The sequence below is a fragment of the Formivibrio citricus genome, assembly GCF_900115065.1.
GTDB lineage: Bacteria > Pseudomonadota > Gammaproteobacteria > Burkholderiales > Chitinibacteraceae > Formivibrio > Formivibrio citricus.
Window position 1 is genome coordinate 1 of record NZ_FOVE01000017.1, and the last position, 21896, is coordinate 21896.

Sequence of the window (21896 nt, forward strand, 5' to 3'; positions counted from 1 at the left end):
AGGGTCGTTCGAGACCAGGACGTTGATAGGTCGGGTGTGGAAGCGCAGTAATGCGTTAAGCTAACCGATACTAATTGCCCGTGCGGCTTGATCCTATAATCTGAAACGCGTAAGCGAACAATCAAACCTAGTGTTACTTCTTCCAGATTCAGTGTGCTGTTCAAAGAACAGCCCACAACCAGTTATGTCTGGCGACCTTAGCGAGGCGGTCCCACTCCTTCCCATTCCGAACAGGACAGTGAAACGCCTCAGCGCCGATGATAGTGCGGAGCTCCCGTGTGAAAGTAGGTCATCGCCAGACTTCCCCTCAGAAAACCCCCAGCTACAAACGTGGCTGGGGGTTTTGCTTTTAGCGGTGCCAATTTTGTGGCGCAGATTAGATCGGCTCAGAGAGCATCTTGCTGCGCCGATTACTGCGGCAATGCCTTGTGTTTGGGCCACAACAGCCAAAGGTTTCCTGACTGTTTCATCTTCCCAGCCAGTTCTCCGGCGGTTTGTCCGGTGCCCCAGAAAAAATCTGCCCGTACCGAACCCCTGATTGCGCCGCCCGTGTCTTGTGCGGCTACCAGCCGCCGTATCGGCGCGGCATTGTCTGGGCGAGAAGTGGAGAGGTAGACCAGACTCCCAAGCGGTATGGTAGAAGGGTCTACAGCGATGCTGCGTTCAGCGGTCAAGGCTTGCCCCAACGAACCCGGCGGGCCGTCGTTGCCTGCGGGCAGTCTGCGGAAGAATACATAACTGGGATTGCTGTTCAACAGTGCTTCAATGCTCCCTGGGTTGGCTTTTGCCCATGAACGGATCGATTGCATGGAAACTTCGGAGGCGGTCAATTCGCCTTGCTGGACCAGCCAACGGCCGATGGGGCGGTAAGGGTGTCCGTTCTGGTCGGCATAGCCGAGGCGAAGCTCATTGCCGTTATCAAGCTTGATGCGTCCAGATCCCTGGATTTGCAGGAACTGGACATCCAGCGGGTCTTCCAGCCAGGCCAGAACTGGCGCGTCCACGCCATGTCGGGCGATTCCTGCCCGATCCGGGTAGGGGATGAGTCTCTGTCCGACGAGTTTGCCGCGGATTCGTTTGCCCTTAAGTTCGGGGTACAGCGATTCAAGCTCGACCGTGACGAGGTCGCGCGGGCGGGCGTGGAGTGGGTAACGGGCTGTTTCAGTCTGGGTCAGGCTTCCGGAATAGACTGGCTCAAAATAGCCGGTGATGAGACCGTTGCCGGAGCCATCCGGATTGACCAGCCGTACCGGCTGCAAACTGTTCTCAATGAAATGGCGGATCGTCTCGGCCGAGGCATCCTTGGGCGCCGCTGCACATATATCCTGCCATATGACATTGGCCTTGAGCCTTGAGCAGCCGGCGTACCAAGCTTTGTAACTGGCGGCTAGGTCGTCTCCGGGCCAGTCCGGCAAATCGTTCCACCCCACAGCCTGATAGCGCACGTATTGCTGTGTGGGCGGCAAGGCGCATGATGCCAGTACTAAGGCAACCGCGGCGGAAAGCAGTTTTTTGTGCGGGAACGACCCTTTCAAGGCGTGCCGTCCGCCTTGGGCTCAATGCCCTGCTTGAAGGCTTGCAGGCCGGCCTTTTGCAGCTCCAGGGTCTTGGCGGTCATCTGCAGCATGCCGATCTGCATGGTGAGCCACTGCTCGACCGTGCGGCACTCGATGATCTTGCGATCGATTTCTTCTTCCGTCAGTGGAGGCATGAAGGGGTTGGCATTGCTGCCGCCTTTCCAGAACTGATTGAAGAAGGCGAAGGGGTCGTTGGCGTTGAAGTCGCTCATGCTGTTTCCTTGGCTGGGCCGGTATTTGTTTCAATTCTAGCCGGCTGCAAGGAATTACACCATGGATTGAATGGGGACGCTTCCGTGTGGATGCGGAGCGTCCCCGATCTTTAGGGCCTGTTTACGCTCTGTCGCGAGAAGCCGCCAGCGGGGTGAAGAGCAGCGCATGAGCCCCGATCAAAGCCTCGCCGCAAGAGCGTAGGCGGGTTCTTAGAGGCTGACCGCGTGCTCGCGTGTGGAGTGGAAGACAATCTTGGGCCAGCGCTCCTGCGTCAATTCCAGATTGACGCGACTGGTTGCCAAGTAAGCCAAGCTATCTGCCGCGTCGCGAGCGAGGTTGTTGACGAGCTGCTTTTCAAAATCGGCGAGCATCTTTGGATCGTCGCAGGTGACCCAGCGTGCGGTATGCGTGTTGGTCGACTCGAAGATGGCCTCTACGCCGTATTCGTTGGCGAGCCGGCTGGCCACAACTTCGAATTGCAGTACGCCCACCGCACCCAGGATGATGTCGGCGCCGTTGAGCGGGCGGAAGACCTGTACCGCGCCTTCCTCGCCCAATTGCTGCAAGCCTTTTTGCAACTGCTTGATCTTGAGCGGATTGCGGATGCGTACGATACGGAAAAGTTCCGGAGCGAAGTACGGGATGCCGGTAAACGACAGCGCCTCGCCTTCGGTGAACGAATCGCCGATCTGGATGTTGCCGTGGTTGGGCAAGCCAATGATGTCGCCGGCATAGGCTTCCTCGACCTGCTCCCGGCCTTGCGCCATGAAAGTAACGACCGAGTTGGCTGCGATGTCGCGTCCCAGTCTCAGATGCTTGAACTTCATGCCGCGAGTGAATTCGCCGGAGCACACGCGCAGGAAAGCGATGCGGTCGCGGTGCTTCGGGTCCATGTTGGCCTGGATCTTGAACACGAAGGCAGAGAATTTCTCTTCAGTCGGATTGACCATGCGCACGGTGGCATCACGTTCGCCTGGAGACGGAGCCCAATCGACGAGCGCATTGAGAATTTCGCGCACACCGAAGTTGTTGATCGCCGAACCGAAGAATACCGGAGTCAGTTCGCCGGCGAGGAACTCTTCGAGCACGAACGGGTGGCTCGCGCCCTTGACGAGTTCCAGCTCCATGCGGGTCTGCTCGATTTCGAGCGGGAAGAGTTCGTCGAGACGCGGATTGTCGAGCCCCTGGATGACTTCGTCGACCAATTGGCCGGCTTTGTTCTCGCCGGCGCCGAACAACAGGATTTCGTCCTTCAGGATGTGGTAGACGCCACGGAAGGTCTTGCCCATGCCGATTGGCCAGGTGACCGGCGCGCAGCGAATTTTCAGCACCGATTCGACCTCGTCGAGCAACTCCAGGCTGTCTCGGACCTCGCGGTCGTACTTGTTCATGAAGGTCACGATCGGCGTGTTGCGCAGGCGGCATACGTTCAGCAGCTTGATCGTCTGTTCTTCGACGCCTTTGGCCGCATCGATCACCATCAGCGCCGAATCGACTGCGGTCAGCACGCGGTAGGTATCTTCCGAAAAATCTTGGTGGCCGGGGGTGTCGAGCAGGTTGACGACGTGGTCGCGGTAGTCGAACTGCATGACCGACGAGGCCACAGAAATGCCGCGTTGCTTTTCGATTTCCATCCAGTCAGAGGTCGCCGACTTGCCGCCTTTCTTGGCTTTCACCGCGCCGGCGAGCTGGATTGCGCCTGAAAACAGCAGCAGCTTTTCGGTCAGTGTGGTTTTACCTGCGTCAGGGTGGGAAATAATGGCAAAAGTGCGGCGACGGCCCACTTCGCGGACGATGTCTGACATGGTGATCTACAGCTTGAAGGGAAACGCGGAATTTTACGCGAATTCAGGATGTTTTGTTATGGGCTGGCTCTGCACGGAGCGGCGCAGGCAGAAGAACCGTAAAGACGGCGCCGCCATCGGGATGGTTTTCCGCAAAGATCTCGCCGCCGTGGTCGAGCATGATTTGCCGGCAAATGGAGAGCCCCAGCCCGGAGCCTCCGGATGTGGATACCTGCCGGCTTTGCTGGAACTTGTCGAAGATGCACTCCAGATCCTGTTCCGGGATGCCGGGGCCGACATCCCGCACTTTGACGCCGACGGCCGGAGATGTATCCAGCAGCTTTGCATCGCTGATGAAGCTGATGCAGATGCGACCGTTTTCCGGGGAGAACTTGATCGCGTTGGAAAGCAGGTTGACGATGACCTGGATCATTCGGGTCTTGTCATAGACCGCGATGATTTTGGGGGTGGATTCGTCCATTTCCAGTTGGATCTGCTTGTCGGCGAGCAGGGAGGATATTTCCGCAGTGGCATTGCGCACGGTATTTTGCAGGACATGGCGCGATTTTTCGTAAGTCATTTTGCTGGCTTCGAGCCGCGACATGTCGAGCAAGTCATTGAGCAGGACCAAGAGCCGCTTGCCGCTGGCATGAATGCGCTGGAAGTAGCGGATAAGATTGCTCAGATCCGTGAGGTTGGCTTTCTGCATGCCCATTTCGGAGAACGAGAGAATGGCATGCATCGGCGTACGCAATTCGTGCGACATGTTGGCCAGGAATGCGGATTTTGCCTGGTTGGCGAACTCGGCCGCTTCCTTGGCGGCAAGCAGTGAGTGTTCGTTTTCTTTTTGCAGTGAGATGTCGGTGATGAAGGCAAAAACGTATTCGATGTGTCCGTATTCATCCAGAATTGGCCCGGAAGTGGTCAGGAAAGGTCGGTTGATGCCGGCGGCTGCTGGCAGTTCGATTTCCTCAAATCGATGTTCTCCAGGCGGGGGGGCAGTGAGCGGAAAGATGCGTTTGCCAAGCTCTTCTCCCCAGATCTGTTCCGGGGAAAAACCAAGCAGTTTTTCGCTCCGGACTCCGAGCAGATTGCAGAATGCCGGGTTGATGTCGACGATTCGGCGTTCGGCATCGATCAGTGCGAAGCCATCGGCGGTGGTGTCGATGATGGTGCGCTTGAGGCGTTCGGATTGTCGCACAGCCTGGGCTGCAATCCGTTGGGCGGTGACGTCCTCAATGATCAGGATGACTCCCAGTTCGGGGTCATCCGGTTCCAGTGCCTTGGCAAACAGCATCGCCCAGAATGCTCGGCCATCCCTGCATTTCAGCTCGACCTCGCCCCGATAGACGGCGCCAAGATCAATACGCTCCTGGATGGCGTCGATCGTTTTCTGGTAGCGGCCATTTGATTCGTAGATGATATATTCGGGCTTGCCAGTGATGTTGTCGCTGGTGTAACCGAACAGTGTTTCGAAGGCGGGGTTGACGAGGCGGATGTGGCTTTTTACGGTCAGGGCGATGGCGAGCGGGCTGGCATCGAGCACGGCGCGTATTTCGGCGGTTCGTTCCTGAACCATTTCCTGCAGATGGTCGCGGTGGCGGCGAATTTCCCGCTCCGCCTCCTGGCGTTTGCTGATATCCCGCACGGTAACGCAAAGGAATCCCTGCTCGTCCTGCCTGACAGGCGCCAAGGTGATTTCAACGGGAAGTTGCGAGTCCAGTCCGGTGCGCAGATGCGTTTCGCGTACAAACCGTTGGTTGTGCTGCAGATCGTCACGCAGGTGTGTCCACTCGCCTTCTCCGATATGCAGCAGATCGGAGGCATGCATCTGCAGCAATTCCGTACGGGGGAGCGCTGTTACATCCGACAATTGCCTGTTGGCATAATTGATTTGGCCGGTTTCGTCGCACCAGAAAATCATGTCGGGGGATTCGTCGACCGTGAATTGGGTCAGGTGTAGCCTGGCTTCCGTATCCTCAACGCGCCTGATTTGGCGCATCAGCAGATAGAGCATGGCGCTGACAAAGGCCGATACGATGACGGCATAGGCCAGGCGCGCGAGCGTGTCCTGCCAGAAACTGGCCAGCACGCTTTCCTTGCGGGTGGCGATGCGCACGATCAGGGCTGAGTTGCCTTGACCTTTGAGCTGGGTAACAAGCTCTTTGGCGCCATAGGCATCGACAGCATCATAAAAGAGCGCGTCCCTTTGAAGCTGGCTGTCGAACAGCGCGGGGTTTTGCTCGCGAACGTTGCGCCCGAGCATGGCTGGCTCGTGGGGGTGATTGAGAACGGTTATGCCATCCTGGCGCAGTATCTGGATACGGGTGCCTGGCGGCAGGTGCAGCGAATTGTAAAATTGCAGGAAATAACCGGGTTCGACGCCAGCCAGCAGCAGTCCGCCAAAAACACCGTTTTTGAGCGTCAGGCGCATGGTGAGCGGAATCAGCCATTTGTAGTCGGTGCGGCTGATGACTGGTTCGCCGATTCGACCTTGTTTGCTGGGGTTGTCGCGATGGAAAGGGAAATATTCGCGGTCGGAAAGGTCGACTTTCCGTGTGGGATATTCCAAGCCGTGCATGCGCAGGATGCCGTTGGCGTCGATCGCGATGATGCCGCGGATCTGGGGCGTGAGCTGGATTTTTTCCCTGAGTCGTGTGTGCCCCCAGCGTTCATTGACCTTGCCGATGCCGCCTTCGCGTTCCAGATCTTCGCCGATGTTTTCCATGGCCTGTATGACGGAGACCAGGGAGCGTGTCAGGTGTTCGTCCAGCAGGCGGGCCAGCGATAGCGTCATGGCCTGGTTTTCGCGGATCCTGCGCTGATAGTCCTGGTAGGTGGACCAAGCGATGTGGCCCACCATGATGACGAGAGAAACCGCGTAAAGCAGCACCACGCTCTGGCGCAGGGAGCGCAGGAGCGGTTTGTCTCGCTGGCTGGCAGGCCAGTCGGAAAGCTGCTGAATGTTTTCCTCTGTCATCTCGAGGCGGCCAGTTTCTCCTCAAGCGCTTCCCAGCGCTCGAACTTGAGTTGCAACAGGGTTTCTGCTTCGTCAATTCTAGACTGCATTTCCCGCGCTTTCATCGGGGACTCGCGGTAAAGGGCCGGATCGGTCAAAGCCTGCTGCAACTGGCCGATTTCCTGTTCCAGTTCGGCGATTTCGTCGGGCAGCCGTGCGAGCTCTTTTTCCTCGTTCCAACTCAATTTTGGCTTGCGCGTCCGCTCTGCCGGCTTGCGTTCGGGTTGCGGAGCGGACTTTTTTTCCTTTTCGGCGGGTTGGGCCGCGGTCATGCGATTACGAGCTTCGATCCAGTCGGCGTAGCCGCCAGCGTTTTCAAACAGTTTTCCTGTGCCCTCGAAGGCGATCACTTGCGTGACGACGTTATCGAGGAAGGCCCGGTCATGGCTGACCAGAAACACGGTGCCGGGGTAGTCGGCCAGCAGTTGTTCGAGCAATTCCAGCGTGTCGATGTCGAGGTCGTTGGTCGGCTCGTCGAGCACCAGTACGTTGGCCGGGCGGGTGAACAGCCGTGCGAGCAAGAGCCGGTTGCGCTCCCCTCCGGAAAGTGATTTGACCGGGCTTCTGGCTCGCTCGGCGGGGAACAGGAATTCTTCGAGGTAGCCGATGACGTGTTTGCGTGCACCGCCTATTTCCACGTAGTCGTTGCCTTGGCCGACCGTGTCGAACACGGATTCTTCCTCGTCCAGCTCCTCGCGGAACTGGTCGAAGTAGGCGATCTGCAGGTTCGTTCCGCGCTTCACTGTGCCGCTGTCGGGCTCGATCTCGCCGAGGATGAGTTTAAGAAGCGTGGTCTTGCCGGCACCGTTGGGGCCGATCAGGCCGATGCGGTCGCCGCGCAACAGGCGTGTGGTGAAATCCTTGATGAGTACCTTGTCGCCGTAAGCCTTGTTTACATGCTCAAGCTCGGCAACGAGTTTCCCGGAGCGCTCGCCTGCATCGAGCTGGAAGCCCACATTGCCGACGCGCTCGCGCCGTGCCGTCCGGTCGCGGCGCAGTTGTTCCAGCCGGCGCACGCGACCTTCGTTGCGGGTGCGACGTGCTTCGATTCCCTTGCGAATCCAGACTTCTTCCTGGGCGAGGAACTTGTCGAACTTGCGGTTGACCACGTCCTCCTGCGCCAGTTGCTCGGCCTTGCGGGTTTGGTACTCGCTGAAGTTGCCGGGAAAGCTTGTGAGTTTGCCGCGGTCGAGTTCGATGATGCGGGTGGAAACGTTGTCGAGAAAACGCCGGTCATGGGTGATGAACAGTACGCTGCCGGCAAAGTTTTTCAGGAGGCCTTCCAGCCATTCGATGGCCGCGACGTCGAGGTGGTTGGTCGGTTCGTCGAGCAGCAGGAGTTGCGGTTCGGCGACCAGCGCGCGCGCCAGGGCCACGCGTTTTTTCCAGCCGCCTGAGAGTTCTCCTACCTTGGAGTCCGCGGGGAGGTCGAGATGCGAGAGGGTAGTGGAAATCAGCGAGTCCAGCCTCCAACCGTCGCGGTTTTCCAGTTCGTGCTGCAATTCGGTAAGGCGGGCCAGGCTGGCTTCGGAAGCGTCCAGCGCGTGCGTCGCTGCGTGGTACTCAAGCAAAAGTTGGCGGATTTCGCCGAGGCCTTCCGCTACGGCTTCAAAGACTGTGTGTTGCGCATCGAATGCGGGTTCCTGCGGAACGAAGGCAACGCGCGCGTTGTCCTCAATGCGTATCTCTCCGTCGTCCAGCCTGGCGACGCCGGCAATGGCCTTGAGCAAGGACGATTTGCCCGCGCCATTGCGCCCGATCAGGCCGACCCGCTCTCCAGGTTCAAGCGAAAAGGTGGCTGCATCGAGCAGCGGCCAGTGGCCAAAGGCAAGGTGGGCGTTTTCAACGAGCAGGAGCGGCATGGCGGGATCGCAAATGGAAGTCAGCCGGGATTATAAGAGCCTATTCCGACGGGCGGCTATGGCTTTGCGCCAAGCGCGGGCGCGGATTGGCCTGAAGATGGTGCATCCGGGAGTGGATGAAAATGGGGCGTGAATTTGTAACCAGGCGCGATTGCACATAATATTCGGTTTGTCCGATTAGAAAAAACCCTGATGAAACCGCTGGTTACTTCAATTTTGTTGCTGTGCCTGACCGGCCTGGGTCACGCGGCAAAACCGCCCGCCTCTGCCGTGGCCGAGGGAACGGGGGGCTCCGCGCTGCCTGCGCAAATACGGGTTCTCGTAGCGATGGGGCCATCCAGTTATTTTTTCCGGGATGGGCGGGTGCATGGCGTCGAATATGCCTGGCTGCTGGAGTTCGAGAAATTCGTCAACCAGGGGCGCGGCAAATCGCGCACCAGTCTGCAGTTCATCCCCCTGGAGCCCACTGAATTGATCCCGGCGCTTTTCGACGGAAAAGGCGATATGGCGGCAGGATTGTTGCCCGTATCGGAAGGGGCGCGTCATCTGGTGGCGTTTACCGAGCCCTTCATCCAAGATCGCTGGTGCGTGATGCGCAATCGCAGCGGCAAGGCCTTGCCGGACATGGACCAGCTCGCCGAAGCAGGGGTAAAGCTGACTACGGCTGGTTATGCCCGCCGCTTGCTGCTCGACTTGAACGAGGCGCGCCGTCGGGAGGGCAAGGCGGAAGTTGCTCACGACTCCCCGGGCGGAGGCGTGACGCAGGAAAAACTGCTTGCGGATGCCAACAAGGATCCTTCCCGGTATCTTCTGTCCAGCCAGTTCCTGGGGGCGCTCTGGGGCGGAGTGTTCAGCAAGACGACTACCGATTTTTGCCTGGAAAAACCGGTGCCGGTTGCATGGGCCGTGCACAAGGAAAAAACGGCAGTGTTGGCGGCGCTCAACCGTTTTATCGCAGCGAAAAAGAACTCCTTTGTGCGGCAAGGTGTGGACCTTACTCGCCGTTACCTGCATCCCGATGGCGTGGGAAAGGCATCCAGGGTTCTCGACCCGCTCGACAAACTGGCGTTCTTTGCCCCGGTGATGCAGTTCGCAGCCAAGGCCAACGGTCTGGACTGGCTGTTGCTGGCAGCTATCGGGCAGCGTGAATCCGGTTTGACGGAGGTGGTCCGCAAGCGCGGGCCGACAGGCGTGATGCAGGTCGACCCGGTGACCGCTCGCAGCATGGGGGTCAAGAATCCGCACGATACCACGCAGAACGTGACTGCCGCTGCACGTTATCTCAGCTACCTGCGCGAGCAGTTTGCCTCCCCGGAAATTACCGCGGAGGACCAGCTCTATTTCATGCTCGCTGCCTACAACGCGGGAGAGGGGCGCCTCAAGAGCCTGCGCGCCAAAGCAGCGGCGCAGGGACTGGATCCCAATCGCTGGACAGGTAACGTGGAAAAAGTGGCTCGCGAGACTGCGGGCAAACGCATGGTTGATTATGTGCTGGCGGTCAGCCGCTATTACCATGCCTACCAGTCCGCTGGGCAGAAATCCGGCTTGGGCGGCGAGCGAGCGTCTGCTACGGGGGCAAGGGTGCGTGGCCAGACAGCATCGCGCGCTACCGAGTAACTTCAACAGCACCTATTCCTGCAAAGCCTGCAACAGATCCGTTTCCAGCTGGACTACTGCTTTTTCGTCGTCAAGCAGCTTTCCGGAAATCAGAAAAGTGTCTTCGGCCCGTTCACCCAGTGTCATGATTTTTGCCGATTCCAGATTGATGCAATTAGCCGAGAGTACCCGCGCTATCGTGGAAAGCAGACCGGGCCGGTCGCCCGCAACGACTGACAGCACATGGAATTTCCCGTTGCGTTCGTCCGGGCGTATGGCGATGTGCGGAGCGACGGGAAAGTGGCGCAACTGGCGGGAAATTCGCCCCTTGTGCGGTGGTGGCAGCGTGGCTTGGGCAGAGATGCGCTGGGCCAGCTCGTATTCGACATAGCTGATCAGTTCGCGGTAGGACTCGCTGCGCTGGCTGGCGTAAACATAAAAGCTGTCGAGCGCATAGCCGCGCCGGGTGGTGTGAATCTTGGCATCGAAGATGCTGAAGCCGGCGCGCTCAAAGAAAATGCAGATGCGCGCAAAGAGATCGGGCTGGTCCCGGGCGTAGATCAGCACCTGCAGCACTTCGCCCGATTCGGACAGCCGTGCGCGAACGATGGGGTGATCGGACTGGATGCGGGAAAACAGCGTACGGGTATGCCAGGCGATCTCACGTGCATCGTGGCGCAGAAAATATACGGTGTCGAGATCGTTCCAGAACGCTTCGTGCGCATCGGGGCGGAAGCCGTACAGTTGCAGCAGGCGCTTGGCCTCGTCCAGCCGCTCTTCCACCCAGGATTCATGGGTGATGTTCTGGCTGGTCAACAGGCGGCTGGTAGCACCAAAGAGGTCTTCCAGCAGCTTGGCTTTCCAGGCGTTCCAGACCTTGGGGCTGGTGCCGCGGATGTCGGCGACGGTCAGCAGGTAGAGCGCGCACAGGCGGGTCTGGTCGCCGACCAGCCCGGCAAAGCGGGCCACGGTCTCGGGATCGTAGATGTCCTCTTTCTGCGAGATCTGCGACATGGTGAGATGATGTTCGACCAGCCAGGGAATCAGTTCGCGATCCTTGGTTGGCAGCGGCTGTTCTTCGCACCACTTGCGGGCTATTTCCGCGCCGATCCGTGAATGGTCCCCCCCGCGCCCCTTGCCGATGTCGTGGAACAGTGCGGCGAGGTACAGCGCTTCCGGGTGCGGAAATTCGGCGATCAGGCGCGAGCACAGCGGGTATTCGTGCGTGAAGGCCGGGCGGGCGAAGCGGCGCAGATTACGCAGCACCATGAGGGTGTGCTCGTCCACGGTGTAGACGTGGAACAGGTCGTGTTGCATGCGGCCGACGATGTGACCGAATTCCGGGATGTAGCGCCCCAGCACGCCGTACTGGTTCATGCGCCGCAGGGTGCTGGTCAAGCCGCGTGGTTCGCGGAAGAGGTCGATGAACAGTTGGCGGTTTTTCGGATCTTCACGGAAGGTGTCGTCGATCAAGGGGCGGGCGTTCCACAGCGCGCGCAAGGTAGATGGAGCGATGTCGCTGGCTTCCGCCAGCCGTTCCGTCAGCAAAAACGCTTCCAGGATGGCCGAAGGTTCGCGCTCGAACACATCGGGCGCCGTGATTTCCAGCAGGTCGCCGCGCAACTGGAAGCGCTCGTTGATCGGGGAGACGGTGACGCCGAGCGGCGAAAAAATCCGGGTTCTCAAGGCTTGCAGCAACAGCGGCGTGAGCTGCATGACGACGCGGGCTGCCAGATAGTATTCCGCCATCAGCGCTTCGCTGGCGCGCAACGTCAAAGGCCCTTGATCGCTTTCGGAGAAGCCGAAGTCGGCGGCGAGCTGGTTCTGGTAATCGAACAGGATGCGGTCTTCGTGGCGGTTGGCGCGCCAGTGCAACTGGATGCGGCAGCAGCGCAGCACGCGTTCGGCCTGCCGCAGTTTCCGGTGCTCTTCCTGGGTGAGCAGCCCCATGCTGGACAGCGAGCGCCAGCTCCTGCCCAAGCCCAGACTGTTGGTGATCCAGCCGATGAGCTGCAGGTCCCGCAGACCGCCCGGCGCTTCCTTGATGTTGGGTTCCAGTTTGTAGGGCGCATTCTGGAACTTGCCGTAACGCGCCTGTTGCTCAAGCAGCTTGGCTTCGAAGAATTCCTTGGGGTCGAGGTGCCGGTGGACAGTGTCCCGGAAAGCGGCAAAGCGGGTCGGGTCGCCTGCCAGAAGATGGTTTTCCAGTAGCGCGGTCTGGACGGTGACATCCTTGCCGGCCTCGTCGATGCATTCGGCCAGCGTGCGCACGCTGTGCCCGATGTCCATGCCGACGTCCCACAGCCGGCCGATGAAGGCTTCGAGCTTTTCCAGGACGGGCGGCGGCAGCTCGTCGGGGAGCAGGATCAGCAGATCGGTGTCGGAGAAGGGATAGTGCTCGCAGCGTCCATAGCCGCCGACTGCGACCAGCAGCAGGTCTTGCGGAAAATCGTGTTGCGACCAGAGTTCCCGTAGGATCCGGTCGGAAAGCGCAGTCAATTGATGCAGGACCGGAGAGGCGTAACGCGGATCGGGGTAGCGCGATTTCAGCGCATTGCGCGAAGCGGTCCAGTCCTGGCGGATTTCGGCGGTGGAGCGCATGGGAGTAAATGCCTCAATCCAGGAGCCATTTTTCCGGGCGTGCCGGATTGCCGGCGGAGAGCGTTAGCACCTCGACGCCGGTTTCCGTAACGAGGACGGTGTGCTCCCACTGTGCAGACAGGCTGCGATCCTTGGTGACGATGGTCCAGCCGTCGTTGAGTGCCTTGATCTCCTTCTTGCCGGCGTTGATCATCGGCTCGATGGTGAAGATCATGCCGGGCTTGAATTCGGCCCCCGTCCCGGCGCGGCCGTAATGCAGCACCTGCGGGTCTTCGTGGAAACCGCGGCCGATGCCGTGGCCGCAGAATTCCCGCACCACCGAATAACCGGCTTTTTCGGCATAGCGCTGAATCGCGGCGCCGATGTCGCCGAAATGCCCGCCGGGCCTGACTTGGTCGATGCCAACCCACATACACTCGAAAGTGACCTGGTTCAGACGTTTGGCGTGCGACGGAACGTTGTCGCCGACGAGAAACATGCGGCTGGTGTCGCCGTGGTAGCCATCCTTAATGACGGTGATGTCGATGTTGACGATGTCGCCGTTTTTCAGCGGTTTGTCGTTGGGCACACCGTGGCAGATGACCTGGTTGATAGAGGTGCAGATCGACTTCGGGTAAGGGGTATAGCCTGGTGGCGCGTAGTTGAGCGGTGCGGGGATGCTGCCCTGAGCATTGACCATGTAATCGTGGCAAAGACGATCCAGCTCCTCGGTCGCGACGCCCGGTTTGACGAACGGCGCGACGTAGTCGAGCACTTCGGCCGCCAGGCGGCAGGCGATGCGCATTTTTTCAATGTCTTCGGCGGTTTTGATGACGATGCTCATGGGGCTATCCAGGCGGGCTGGTTGTGCCGGCACGACGCAGCATTCGCTGCGCCGGCGACGGGTTAGCGGCGGGTGTGTTCCGGCAGGACGATGTTGACTTCCAGCACTTCCAGTTCGTCCTTGCGGTCGAGCTGGACCTTGATGTCGTCCGGGTTCACGGCGACATATTTGGAAATCACTTCGACCAGCTCTTTCTGCAGTTGCGGCAGATAATCCGGGCCGGTGCGACCGGCGCGCTCATGCGCAAGGATGATCTGCAGGCGTTCGCGGGCGACATTGGCGGTTTTTTTTCGCGTGCCGAACAGGTATTCGATGATCGACATGGCTTAACCCCCGAACAGACGTTTCCAGAACGGCTGCTTGGGAACTTCGATGAAACGCAGCGGTTTCTGTTCGCCGAGCAGGCGGCTGACCACGTCCTTGTAGGCTTCGGAAACGTCGGTGTTGTGCAGGTGGATGGCCGGTGTGCCATCGTTGGAAGCTTGCAGCACGGTTTCGGATTCCGGGATGACGCCGATCAGCGGGATGCGCAGCAAGTGCTGCACGTCGTCGAGCGAGAGCATGTCGCCGCCTTCGACGCGCTTGGGGTTGTAGCGCGTGATCAGAAGATGGGTCTTGACGCTTTCGCCGGCTTCGGCCTTTTTCGACTTGGCATCGAGAATGCCGATGATGCGGTCGGAGTCGCGTACCGAGGAGACTTCCGGGTTGGTGACGACGATCGCTTCGTCGGCGAAGTAGAGCGCCATCAGGGCGCCGGTTTCGATGCCGGCCGGGCTGTCGCAGACGATGTACTCGAAGCCGTCGTGGATCAGCTCGTCGATGACCTTGCTCACGCCTTCGCGCGTCAGGGCATCCTTGTCGCGGGTCTGCGAGGCGGGAAGCACATAGAGGTTGTCGCAGTGCTTGTCCTTGATCAGCGCTTGGCGCAACTGGGCTTCGCCCTGGATGACGTTGACGAAGTCGTACACGACGCGCCGCTCGCAACCCATGATGAGGTCGAGATTGCGCAGACCGACGTCGAAATCGATGACGACGGTCTTGTAGCCGCGCAGGGCGAGCCCGGAGGCGAAACTGGCGCTGGTGGTGGTTTTTCCGACCCCGCCCTTGCCTGAAGTGACAACGATGATCTTGGCCACTTGATTCCTCTATCAGTTGCTTAGTTGATGTCTGAAAGCGCCTCGATTACAAGGCGCTCCTGGTCGAGATAAACCTGTGCCGGCTTGCTTTTGAGCGAGGCGGGCAGCGTTTCGTCGAGTGTGCGATAAACCCCGCCGACCGAAATGATTTCGGCTTCCATGCAGGTGGTGTAGATGCGTGCGCTGGTGTCGCCGCGCGCGCCGGCCAAGGCGCGGCCACGCAGCGGGGCATAGATGTGGATGTCCCCGTCGGCGATGACTTCCGCGCCGGCCGAAACCAGCGCCAGAACGACGAGATCGCCGCCGCGGGCGTAGATCTGCTGGCCGGTGCGCACCGGGCGCGAGATGATCAGCGTGGGCGTGCGTTCGGTGGTGGCCGTTTGCGGTGCCGGTGCTGCGGGGGCCATCCCCTCGTCGGAGAGAACGATCAAGCCGGCTTCGCGAGCTGCGGCGAGTTGATCCTTGTTGCCGCCGCGGGCCGCAACCAGATTCAGGCTGTAGCGGCGCAGCAGTGCTGCCAACGCAGCCACTTCCACCGCATCGGGTGTTTCCGGCAGGCTGCCGAAATCCAGCGCGATTTGTTCGCCGGTCAGAAAGTGCTCCCCTCCACCGAGCTTGTTGCGCAGACCAGCTTCCAGGCGTACAGGATCGAGCGTGGCCGGAGCAAAGGCCACAAGGCGCAACTCGGCGCTGCGAAATTCGAAAGGGCTGGCGCTGTTGTCTGGCGGGGCGATCAAGGCCATGCGGCTGTAACCGGAAAGTGGGGAAAGTGCGAGTTTACCGTTTCGGAGAGGCGGGTGGAAGGCGCGCAAGCCTTCCACCCGTTTTGAAGTGGTGGAGTCAGCCCGCCCCGCCGCCAAAGCGAGTCAATCCGGTCCGGTGGAGGATGGTGGTGGCCAGTTCCTCGATCGAAAGTCGGGTGGTGTTGAGGTAGGGAATGTTGCAGCGGCGCATCAGGGCCTCGGCCTCTTCGACTTCGAAGCGGCAATTGTCGGCCGCCGCATAGCGGCTGTTGGGCGTGCGCTCGCCGCGGATCTCTGCCAGACGTTCCGGGGCGATCGTCAGACCGAACAGCTTTTCCCTCCAGGGTGCCAGAAGTTTGGGCAGTCCTTGCGAGCCGAAGTCCTCGGGGGTGAGCGGGTAATTGGCGACCTTGATGCCGAAGTGCAGAGCGAGATACAGACAGGTGGGGGTTTTCCCCGAGCGGGATACGCCGACCAGAATCAGGTCGGCTTCGGCCAAGTCGCGCGGCAGGACGCCGTCGTCATGTGCCATGGCGAAGTTCACGGCGGCAATGCGGCCCATGTAGACGCGCAGGTCCTCGATGGCGTGGGCAGCGCCGACACGGTGCGAGGACGGCGTGCCCAATTCGCTTTCCATCAGGCTGACGAAGGCATCGCAGGGGTCGAGTATCAGCGCTTCGTTGGTGCGGAAATAGGGTTTGACCGCCGGGTCGACCAGCGTGCAGAACACGATGGGGCGGTTCTTGTCCTTTTCGGCTTGGGCGTGGATGGTTTCCAGCGCGCCGGCCGCTTTTTCCGGTGTGTTGATGAAGGGCAGCGTGACCCGCTTGAATTCGATGCCGGCAAACTGTGCCAGCAGGGAATGCCCCAGCATTTCAGCCGTGAGGCCGGTTCCGTCAGAAACAAAAAAAACTGTACGCATGTGTCAACTCCGCATGTTTGCTGGCCATGAATTCCCGTCCGGCTTTTTGCCGTGCAACATCGCTTGCGAAATGTTGCGGATAACCCCTAGAGTAACGGGGTGGGGCAGGTCCGGGCCTGATTAAATATAAAGCACGGGCGTGCTTGTGTTTTTTTGTAATTGTTGAGCAAGAATGCCTGCGCCGGATACCGGATTCAGGCTAAAGCAAATCTGTTTTTGCTCGCAACCGTTTTCTCTTTTATTGCATGCGCCACAAATTTTCTTCCGGTTTTTGTTGCGGGTGCACAAGTTTTTCCTTGTGGGGCGTGCTGCGCGCACGCTAGAATTAAAACAATTTTGTTCGCAAAAATGGGAGTTGCCCGTGTCTGACCTTCTCGTTATCGATCTGGCTGAACTGCGGATGCAGGATGTGCCGCGCGTCGGGGGTAAAAACGCCTCGCTCGGAGAAATGATTTCTCAGCTTTCCGACAAGGGTGTGCGCGTTCCTGGCGGTTTTGCCACCACTTCCGAGGCATGGCAGTTGTTCCTGTCCCATCTGGGGCTGGCTGACCGGATCGATGCTGTGCTGGCCGAACTGGATGTCTCGGATCTGCAGGCGCTGGCTGCCGCAGGTCGCCAGATTCGGCAATGGATCATGGAAACCCCGCTGCCGGAATCGCTGGAGAAGGTCATCGCACAAAGCTATGCTGCTCTGGGTGACGAAGTGACGGTCGCGGTGCGCTCTTCCGCTACAGCCGAAGATTTGCCCGACGCGTCGTTTGCCGGTCAGCAGGAAACCTATCTCAACATCAAGGGCTTGGCCAACGTGCTGGATGCAATCCGCCGCGTGTTCGCCTCGCTCTACACGGACCGCGCAATTTCCTATCGCGTGCATCAGGGCTACGACCACAAGCTCGTAGCGCTTTCGGCCACCATTCAGCGCATGGTGCGCTCGGATACCGGTGCTGCCGGCGTCATGTTCACGCTGGATACCGAAACCGGTTTCGACCAGGTGGTATTCGTTACTTCTTCGTGGGGCTTGGGCGAATCGGTGGTGCAGGGGCTCGTCAATCCGGATGAGTTCTACGTGCACAAGCCCATGTTGCAGGCTGGCCGCCAAGCCATCGTGCGCCGGCAACTGGGCAGCAAGGCTTCGCGCATGGTTTACGACACGCAAGCCGTGGCCGGCCGTTCGGTGAAAAGCGAAGACACGCCGGCGGCGCTACGCCAGCAATTTTCGCTGACCGATTCCGATGTCATGGAATTGGCGCGCTACGCGCTGATCATCGAGGAGCATTATGCCCGTCCGATGGATATCGAGTGGGGCAAGGACGGCGAAGACGGCCTGCTTTACATTTTGCAGGCGCGCCCCGAGACCGTGAAATCGCAGGAAACACGCTCCGAGCGTCTGGTGCGCTATCGCATCAAGGGCACGGGTGAGCTGCTGGTGGAAGGGCGTTCCATCGGCCAGAAGATCGGAGCAGGGCATGTCCGTCTCGTGCGCAACCACAGCGAAATGGAACGTGTCCAGCCCGGCGACGTGCTGGTGACCGATATCACCGATCCGGATTGGGAGCCGGTCATGAAACGCGCGTCCGCGATCGTGACCAATCGCGGCGGGCGGACCTGCCATGCGGCCATTATTGCCCGCGAGCTGGGCGTGCCGGCCGTGGTGGGCTGCGGCGATGCCACCAAGCGTCTGCGTGACGGCGATATCGTGACCGTTTCCTGTGCCGAGGGCGAAATGGGGCGGGTGTATGCCGGTGAAGTACCGTTCGAACGCATCGACTTGGGGCAGGCCGAACTCCCGGCATTGCCTGTCAAACTGATGATGAACGTGGGCAACCCCGAGCTTGCTTTCGAGTTCTGCCAGTTGCCCAACGAGGGCGTGGGTCTGGCACGGCTTGAGTTCCTGATCAACCGCGTGATCGGTGTTCACCCCAAGGCGATCCTGGCACATCCGCAGGTTCCGGATGAATTGCGCAGCCAGATCGATGCGCGCATCGCCGGCTATCCTTCTGCGGTCGATTTCTACGTCGACAAACTTGCAGAAGGCGTGGCGACGCTTGCTGCCGCTTTCTGGCCGAAAAAGGTGATCGTGCGCCTGTCCGACTTCAAGTCGCACGAGTATGGCAACCTGATGGGCGGGCGCGATTACGAGCCGCACGAGGAAAACCCCATGCTGGGTTTCCGCGGGGCGGCCCGGTATATCGACGAGAATTTCCGCGATTGCTTCGAGCTGGAATGCCGCGCCATCAAGAAGGTGCGTGACGTGATGGGGCTGACCAACGTGGAAGTCATGATCCCGTTCGTCCGTACCCTCAACGAGGCGCGCAAGGTCGTGGAATTGCTGCAGCAGAATGGCCTCAAGCGCGGCGAGAACGGGCTGCGGGTCATCATGATGTGCGAGATACCGTCGAACGCCGTGCTCGCGGAAAGCTTCCTCGAATACTTCGACGGCTTCTCGATTGGCTCCAATGACATGACCCAGCTGACGCTGGGGATCGACCGGGATTCCGGCGGCCCGATTGCAGGCTCGTTTGACGAGCGCAATGAGGCGGTGAAGGCCATGCTGTCGCTCGCCATCAGGGCGTGCCGCAAGCAAGGCAAGTATATCGGCATCTGCGGTCAAGGGCCGTCCGACCATCCGGATTTTGCCCAATGGCTGTTGTCCGAAGGGATCGAAACCATTTCGCTGAATCCGGATACGGTGGTGGAAACCTGGCTGTATCTGGCCGAGCAAGGCAAGCAAGCCTGATTCGGGCGCAGCTCACAAACACCGTCTGTTGATCCGGACGGTGTTTTTTTATCCGTGCGCGGACTGTCGCGCCCGGTTTTATTCCTTGTAAGTTATGTTTATTGTTTTATGGGCGGTCTGCGCTTATTTTGCGTCATTTTTGTAATATGATAATGGGTGCGTGTTCCTGACGGAGTAAATGGCTGTGCGACTTAAAACCCGAGTTTGGATCATCATTATCGCCTCGGTGCTGGGGCTGCTGGTTATGGGGGCTTTCGGGCTATACAGCATGCGGCAAGGCATGCTTGAAGAGCGGAAAGCACAGATTTCCCAATTGCTCGATTTCGCCGATGCGCAGTTGAAGTATTTCCACGGCCTGGAAAAGACCGGGAAACTGAGCCGGGAAGAAGCCCAAGCGCAGGCGCGGGAGGCGCTTTCCGCGCAACGTCGTGGCAATGACTATTTCGTGGTTCGCTCCATTCAGGACAATGTTCTTTTGGTTCATGCCACTGCCGCCCGGGTTGGCAAGGTGGATGCTGGCGGGAAAACGCTCGATGGCCGACCGGTCATGGACGCGTACAAGGAAGCCATTGCCAAAAGCGGAACGGGCAAGGGCTTCGTGACCTTGGGGGCTGTGCGCCCCAATACTCCTGATAAAAAGCTTTACACCAAACTGAGTGGCGCCGCGACGTTCCAGCCGTGGAACTGGATTGTGGTGATCGGTTTCTTTGTGGATGACATTGAGGCGCGTTTTTGGAAACAGGCAAGTTTCTTCATTGTCGTTGCTGCAGCGCTGCTTGTGGTGCTGACCGTACTGGTTCTGCGGATGCGGGGCTCCATCCTGAACCAATTGGGCGGCGAGCCGCAGGAAGCAGCCGACAGCATGAGGAAGATCGCCAATGGTGATCTGGGGATCGAAATCAAGCTGGCGAGTAATGACAACAGCAGCCTGATTGCCTTCCTGAAGGTCATGCAGATGAAACTGAAGAATATCACGTCGACGATTCAGGATAATTCTGCAACTTTGAACGAACAGGTGCGCAGTTTCGATGACGCTGCCAAATCGTATGCCGAAACAAAATCGGAAGAGCAGCTTTCCGATCTGCTTCGTGCGGTGAAGAAACTGAGCCGGACCGTGGAAATACTCGGCAAGTCGGTGTCGCGGTTCAAGTTGTAATGCCTGGGCCTGCCGCGTTGACGGAATTTGGAATGACATTGTCTGTTTCGCATGATTTTGACGGAGAAACCCGCTGTGCGACTTAAAACCCGTGTTTTGATCATCATTGTGGCCTCGTTGCTGGGGCTGGTCGTGATGGGGCTCTTGGGGCTGTACAACATGCGTCAGAGCATGCTGGAAGAGCGCCGGGCGCAGATTGTGCAATTGCTGGATTTTGCAGAGTCGCAGATGCGCCATTTCCATGGACTTGAAGTGAGCGGCAAGCTGAGTGCAGAGGAAGCCCAGGCAAAAGCCAAGGCCGCGATTGCAGCCCAGCGCTCACCTGATGGCAGCATCTATTATTTCGTGCGCTCTGCGGACGACACCATGATCGTGCACCCGCTGGCCAGCCGGATCGGGAAAGTGGACGATGGTGGCAAAATGCCTGATGGCAGAACTTTGGTGCAGCAGTATCGGGATGGATTGACCTCCAGTGGCAATAACCGCTTTGTCAGCCTGGCGCTTTCTCCGCGAGCGGGTCATCAGAAGTTGTTGCCCAAGATGAACGGCGTGGCCAAATTCGACCCGTGGGGCTGGATGTACGGGATCGGCTTCTTCGTGGATGATATCGATACCCGCTTCTGGAAGCAGTCCGTCATGTTCCTCGCCGTAGGTGGTGGCTTGCTGGTGCTGCTGGCTGGCCTTGTTTTGCGGATGCGCAGTGTCATCTTGCAGCAACTGGGCGGCGAGCCGCAGGATGCTGCGGAGTGCATGAAAAAAATTGCCAATGGTGACTTGGGTGTGGAAATCATCCTGGAAAAAGATGACAGCACCAGTCTGATGGCCTCTTTGAAATTGATGCAGATGAAATTGAAGAACATTACGTCTGCCATTCAGGAAAACGCATCGACACTGGATGGCCAAGTCCAGATCTTTGATGCTGCAGCCAAGACCTACGCGGAAACGAAGTCTGAGGATGATTTGGCAGATTTGCTTCGAACCATCAAGAAACTTGGTAAAACAGCGGATATACTTGGGAAGTCCGTATCCCGTTTCAAGTCGTGACGGGGTAGTGCAACATCGCTAAGGTATTTTTTGAAATTGATTCCTTTGTCAATGGATAATTGAGGCTCAAGATGAATTTGTCGGCTGGCTTGCATATCACCCCGAAAGGGGTGGACGAAGTAAAAAATCGGGTTTACAAGCTTAGCATCAGAAAGAGAAGTGTTCTTATCCTTCTCGAAAAACCGCAAACTGTTGAATATGTAATTCAGAAATCGGTTTTTCATAAAGACGAGATTCTGGAAGAAATCAACAGCTTGATTCGGGATGGATTCCTGACTGCCAGCGGCGACGTTCCGGGCGGGGCGCCCGCAGCAAAGCCTTCAGAAGCGCAAGCAGCTGCGGGCGGGGCTTCCGGTGGCGGTAATTTCCAGCTCAGCGACGACATCATCCTGTCCGAAGCCAAGTTCCTGCTCGTGGATTTCTGCGTGGATACTTTTGGCACGCAGTCACAGTCGTATGTGGACGAGATCGGCGAATGCAAGAACGCCAAAAATCTTTATCTCAGTCTCAGAAATATCTACGCAGCCACAGAAAAGCAATATCCCAACCGCGTTGCGGCCTTGCTTGGCGTAATCAAGGAAATCAACGAAACCGCCTGAGAACCAGTTTACGATCTTGCTGCGAAGCCTTGATCGGGGCTCATGTGCTGCTCAAAATCCTCATGTACAACTTGTACACTCCGG

General features: G+C 58.8%; 16 protein-coding genes and 2 rRNA genes. 7 read left to right on the forward strand and 11 right to left on the reverse strand.

From position 1 onward, the window contains the following. A 23S ribosomal RNA gene (locus BMZ36_RS11110) occupies positions 1-95 on the forward strand; the annotation flags it as partial. Between the two features lie 92 nt (positions 96-187). Then, positions 188-301 (forward strand): 5S ribosomal RNA (gene rrf, locus BMZ36_RS11115). 109 nt (positions 302-410) lie between these two features. Here rrf and mltA read toward each other — a convergent pair. From mltA to BMZ36_RS11140, 5 genes are all read right to left on the reverse strand, one after another. After that, complete coding sequence (gene mltA, locus BMZ36_RS11120; RefSeq protein ID WP_091196261.1) at positions 411-1535, reverse strand: murein transglycosylase A; 1125 nt, start codon at positions 1533-1535, stop codon at positions 411-413. After that, positions 1532-1789, reverse strand: a complete 258-nt coding sequence (locus BMZ36_RS11125; RefSeq protein WP_091196265.1) for a PhaM family polyhydroxyalkanoate granule multifunctional regulatory protein — start codon at positions 1787-1789, stop codon at positions 1532-1534. The genes mltA and BMZ36_RS11125 overlap by 4 nt, the downstream gene beginning before the upstream one ends. A gap of 210 nt (positions 1790-1999) precedes the next feature. Then, the gene (locus BMZ36_RS11130; protein WP_091196268.1) at positions 2000-3595 is read right to left on the reverse strand and encodes a peptide chain release factor 3; all 1596 of its coding nucleotides are present in this window, start codon (positions 3593-3595) and stop codon (positions 2000-2002) included. Positions 3596-3638: 43 nt separating this feature from the next. Then, positions 3639-6554 (reverse strand): PAS domain S-box protein, encoded by a 2916-nt coding sequence (locus tag BMZ36_RS11135; protein ID WP_091196272.1) that lies wholly within the window; start codon positions 6552-6554, stop codon positions 3639-3641. Then, complete coding sequence (locus BMZ36_RS11140; protein WP_091196276.1) at positions 6551-8455, reverse strand: ATP-binding cassette domain-containing protein; 1905 nt, start codon at positions 8453-8455, stop codon at positions 6551-6553. The genes BMZ36_RS11135 and BMZ36_RS11140 overlap by 4 nt, the downstream gene beginning before the upstream one ends. A gap of 192 nt (positions 8456-8647) precedes the next feature. On the opposite strand from BMZ36_RS11140, the gene BMZ36_RS11145 reads away from it, so the two are divergent. Beyond that, complete coding sequence (locus BMZ36_RS11145; protein ID WP_091196279.1) at positions 8648-10072, forward strand: MltF family protein; 1425 nt, start codon at positions 8648-8650, stop codon at positions 10070-10072. A gap of 12 nt (positions 10073-10084) precedes the next feature. Here the strand turns inward: BMZ36_RS11145 and BMZ36_RS11150 are convergent, their stop codons facing one another. The 6 genes from BMZ36_RS11150 to ppsR form a co-directional block, all read right to left on the reverse strand. Then, positions 10085-12652 carry a [protein-PII] uridylyltransferase gene (locus BMZ36_RS11150; protein WP_091196283.1) on the reverse strand — a complete coding sequence of 856 codons (2568 nt, stop codon included), beginning with the start codon at positions 12650-12652 and terminating at the stop codon, positions 10085-10087. 13 nt (positions 12653-12665) lie between these two features. Then, the gene (gene map / locus BMZ36_RS11155; protein ID WP_091196285.1) at positions 12666-13475 is read right to left on the reverse strand and encodes a type I methionyl aminopeptidase; all 810 of its coding nucleotides are present in this window, start codon (positions 13473-13475) and stop codon (positions 12666-12668) included. A gap of 62 nt (positions 13476-13537) precedes the next feature. After that, positions 13538-13798, reverse strand: coding sequence for a cell division topological specificity factor MinE (gene minE / locus BMZ36_RS11160; RefSeq protein ID WP_091196288.1), 261 nt, complete (start codon positions 13796-13798; stop codon positions 13538-13540). Between the two features lie 3 nt (positions 13799-13801). Continuing rightward, positions 13802-14611 (reverse strand): septum site-determining protein MinD, encoded by an 810-nt coding sequence (gene minD, locus BMZ36_RS11165; RefSeq protein WP_091196293.1) that lies wholly within the window; start codon positions 14609-14611, stop codon positions 13802-13804. A 20-nt stretch (positions 14612-14631) separates the two neighbouring features. Then, positions 14632-15354: a septum site-determining protein MinC gene (gene minC / locus BMZ36_RS11170; protein ID WP_091196297.1), complete on the reverse strand. Its 723-nt coding sequence runs from the start codon at positions 15352-15354 to the stop codon at positions 14632-14634. 97 nt (positions 15355-15451) lie between these two features. Further along, positions 15452-16276 carry a posphoenolpyruvate synthetase regulatory kinase/phosphorylase PpsR gene (gene ppsR, locus BMZ36_RS11175; RefSeq protein WP_091196301.1) on the reverse strand — a complete coding sequence of 275 codons (825 nt, stop codon included), beginning with the start codon at positions 16274-16276 and terminating at the stop codon, positions 15452-15454. Between the two features lie 361 nt (positions 16277-16637). Here ppsR and ppsA point away from each other — a divergent pair, with 361 nt between their 5' ends. The 4 genes from ppsA (at position 16638) to BMZ36_RS11195 (ending at position 21812) form a co-directional block, all read left to right on the forward strand. Next, complete coding sequence (gene ppsA, locus BMZ36_RS11180) at positions 16638-19013, forward strand: phosphoenolpyruvate synthase (RefSeq protein WP_091196456.1); 2376 nt, start codon at positions 16638-16640, stop codon at positions 19011-19013. Positions 19014-19191: 178 nt separating this feature from the next. Further along, positions 19192-20169, forward strand: coding sequence for a cache domain-containing protein (locus BMZ36_RS11185; RefSeq protein WP_091196306.1), 978 nt, complete (start codon positions 19192-19194; stop codon positions 20167-20169). 75 nt (positions 20170-20244) lie between these two features. After that, entirely contained in the window at positions 20245-21213 is a 969-nt protein-coding gene (locus BMZ36_RS11190) for a cache domain-containing protein (RefSeq protein WP_177187866.1), read from the forward strand. A 71-nt stretch (positions 21214-21284) separates the two neighbouring features. Further along, entirely contained in the window at positions 21285-21812 is a 528-nt protein-coding gene (locus BMZ36_RS11195) for a hypothetical protein (protein ID WP_091196314.1), read from the forward strand. The last annotated feature ends 84 nt before the right edge of the window (positions 21813-21896 follow it).

Excerpts from the sequence above, each read along its gene's own strand:
- BMZ36_RS11125 (WP_091196265.1), bottom strand. The coding sequence starts at position 1,789 with ATGAGCGACTTCAACGCCAACGACCCCTTCGCCTTCTTCAATCAGTTC.
- BMZ36_RS11130 (WP_091196268.1), bottom strand. The coding sequence starts at position 3,595 with ATGTCAGACATCGTCCGCGAAGTGGGCCGTCGCCGCACTTTTGCCATT.
- BMZ36_RS11135 (WP_091196272.1), bottom strand. The coding sequence starts at position 6,554 with ATGACAGAGGAAAACATTCAGCAGCTTTCCGACTGGCCTGCCAGCCAG.
- BMZ36_RS11140 (WP_091196276.1), bottom strand. The coding sequence starts at position 8,455 with ATGCCGCTCCTGCTCGTTGAAAACGCCCACCTTGCCTTTGGCCACTGG.
- BMZ36_RS11145 (WP_091196279.1), top strand. The coding sequence starts at position 8,648 with ATGAAACCGCTGGTTACTTCAATTTTGTTGCTGTGCCTGACCGGCCTG.
- BMZ36_RS11150 (WP_091196283.1), bottom strand. The coding sequence starts at position 12,652 with ATGCGCTCCACCGCCGAAATCCGCCAGGACTGGACCGCTTCGCGCAAT.
- map (WP_091196285.1), bottom strand. The coding sequence starts at position 13,475 with ATGAGCATCGTCATCAAAACCGCCGAAGACATTGAAAAAATGCGCATC.
- minE (WP_091196288.1), bottom strand. The coding sequence starts at position 13,798 with ATGTCGATCATCGAATACCTGTTCGGCACGCGAAAAAAAACCGCCAAT.
- minC (WP_091196297.1), bottom strand. The coding sequence starts at position 15,354 with ATGGCCTTGATCGCCCCGCCAGACAACAGCGCCAGCCCTTTCGAATTT.
- ppsR (WP_091196301.1), bottom strand. The coding sequence starts at position 16,276 with ATGCGTACAGTTTTTTTTGTTTCTGACGGAACCGGCCTCACGGCTGAA.
- BMZ36_RS11185 (WP_091196306.1), top strand. The coding sequence starts at position 19,192 with ATGGCTGTGCGACTTAAAACCCGAGTTTGGATCATCATTATCGCCTCG.
- BMZ36_RS11195 (WP_091196314.1), top strand. The coding sequence starts at position 21,285 with ATGAATTTGTCGGCTGGCTTGCATATCACCCCGAAAGGGGTGGACGAA.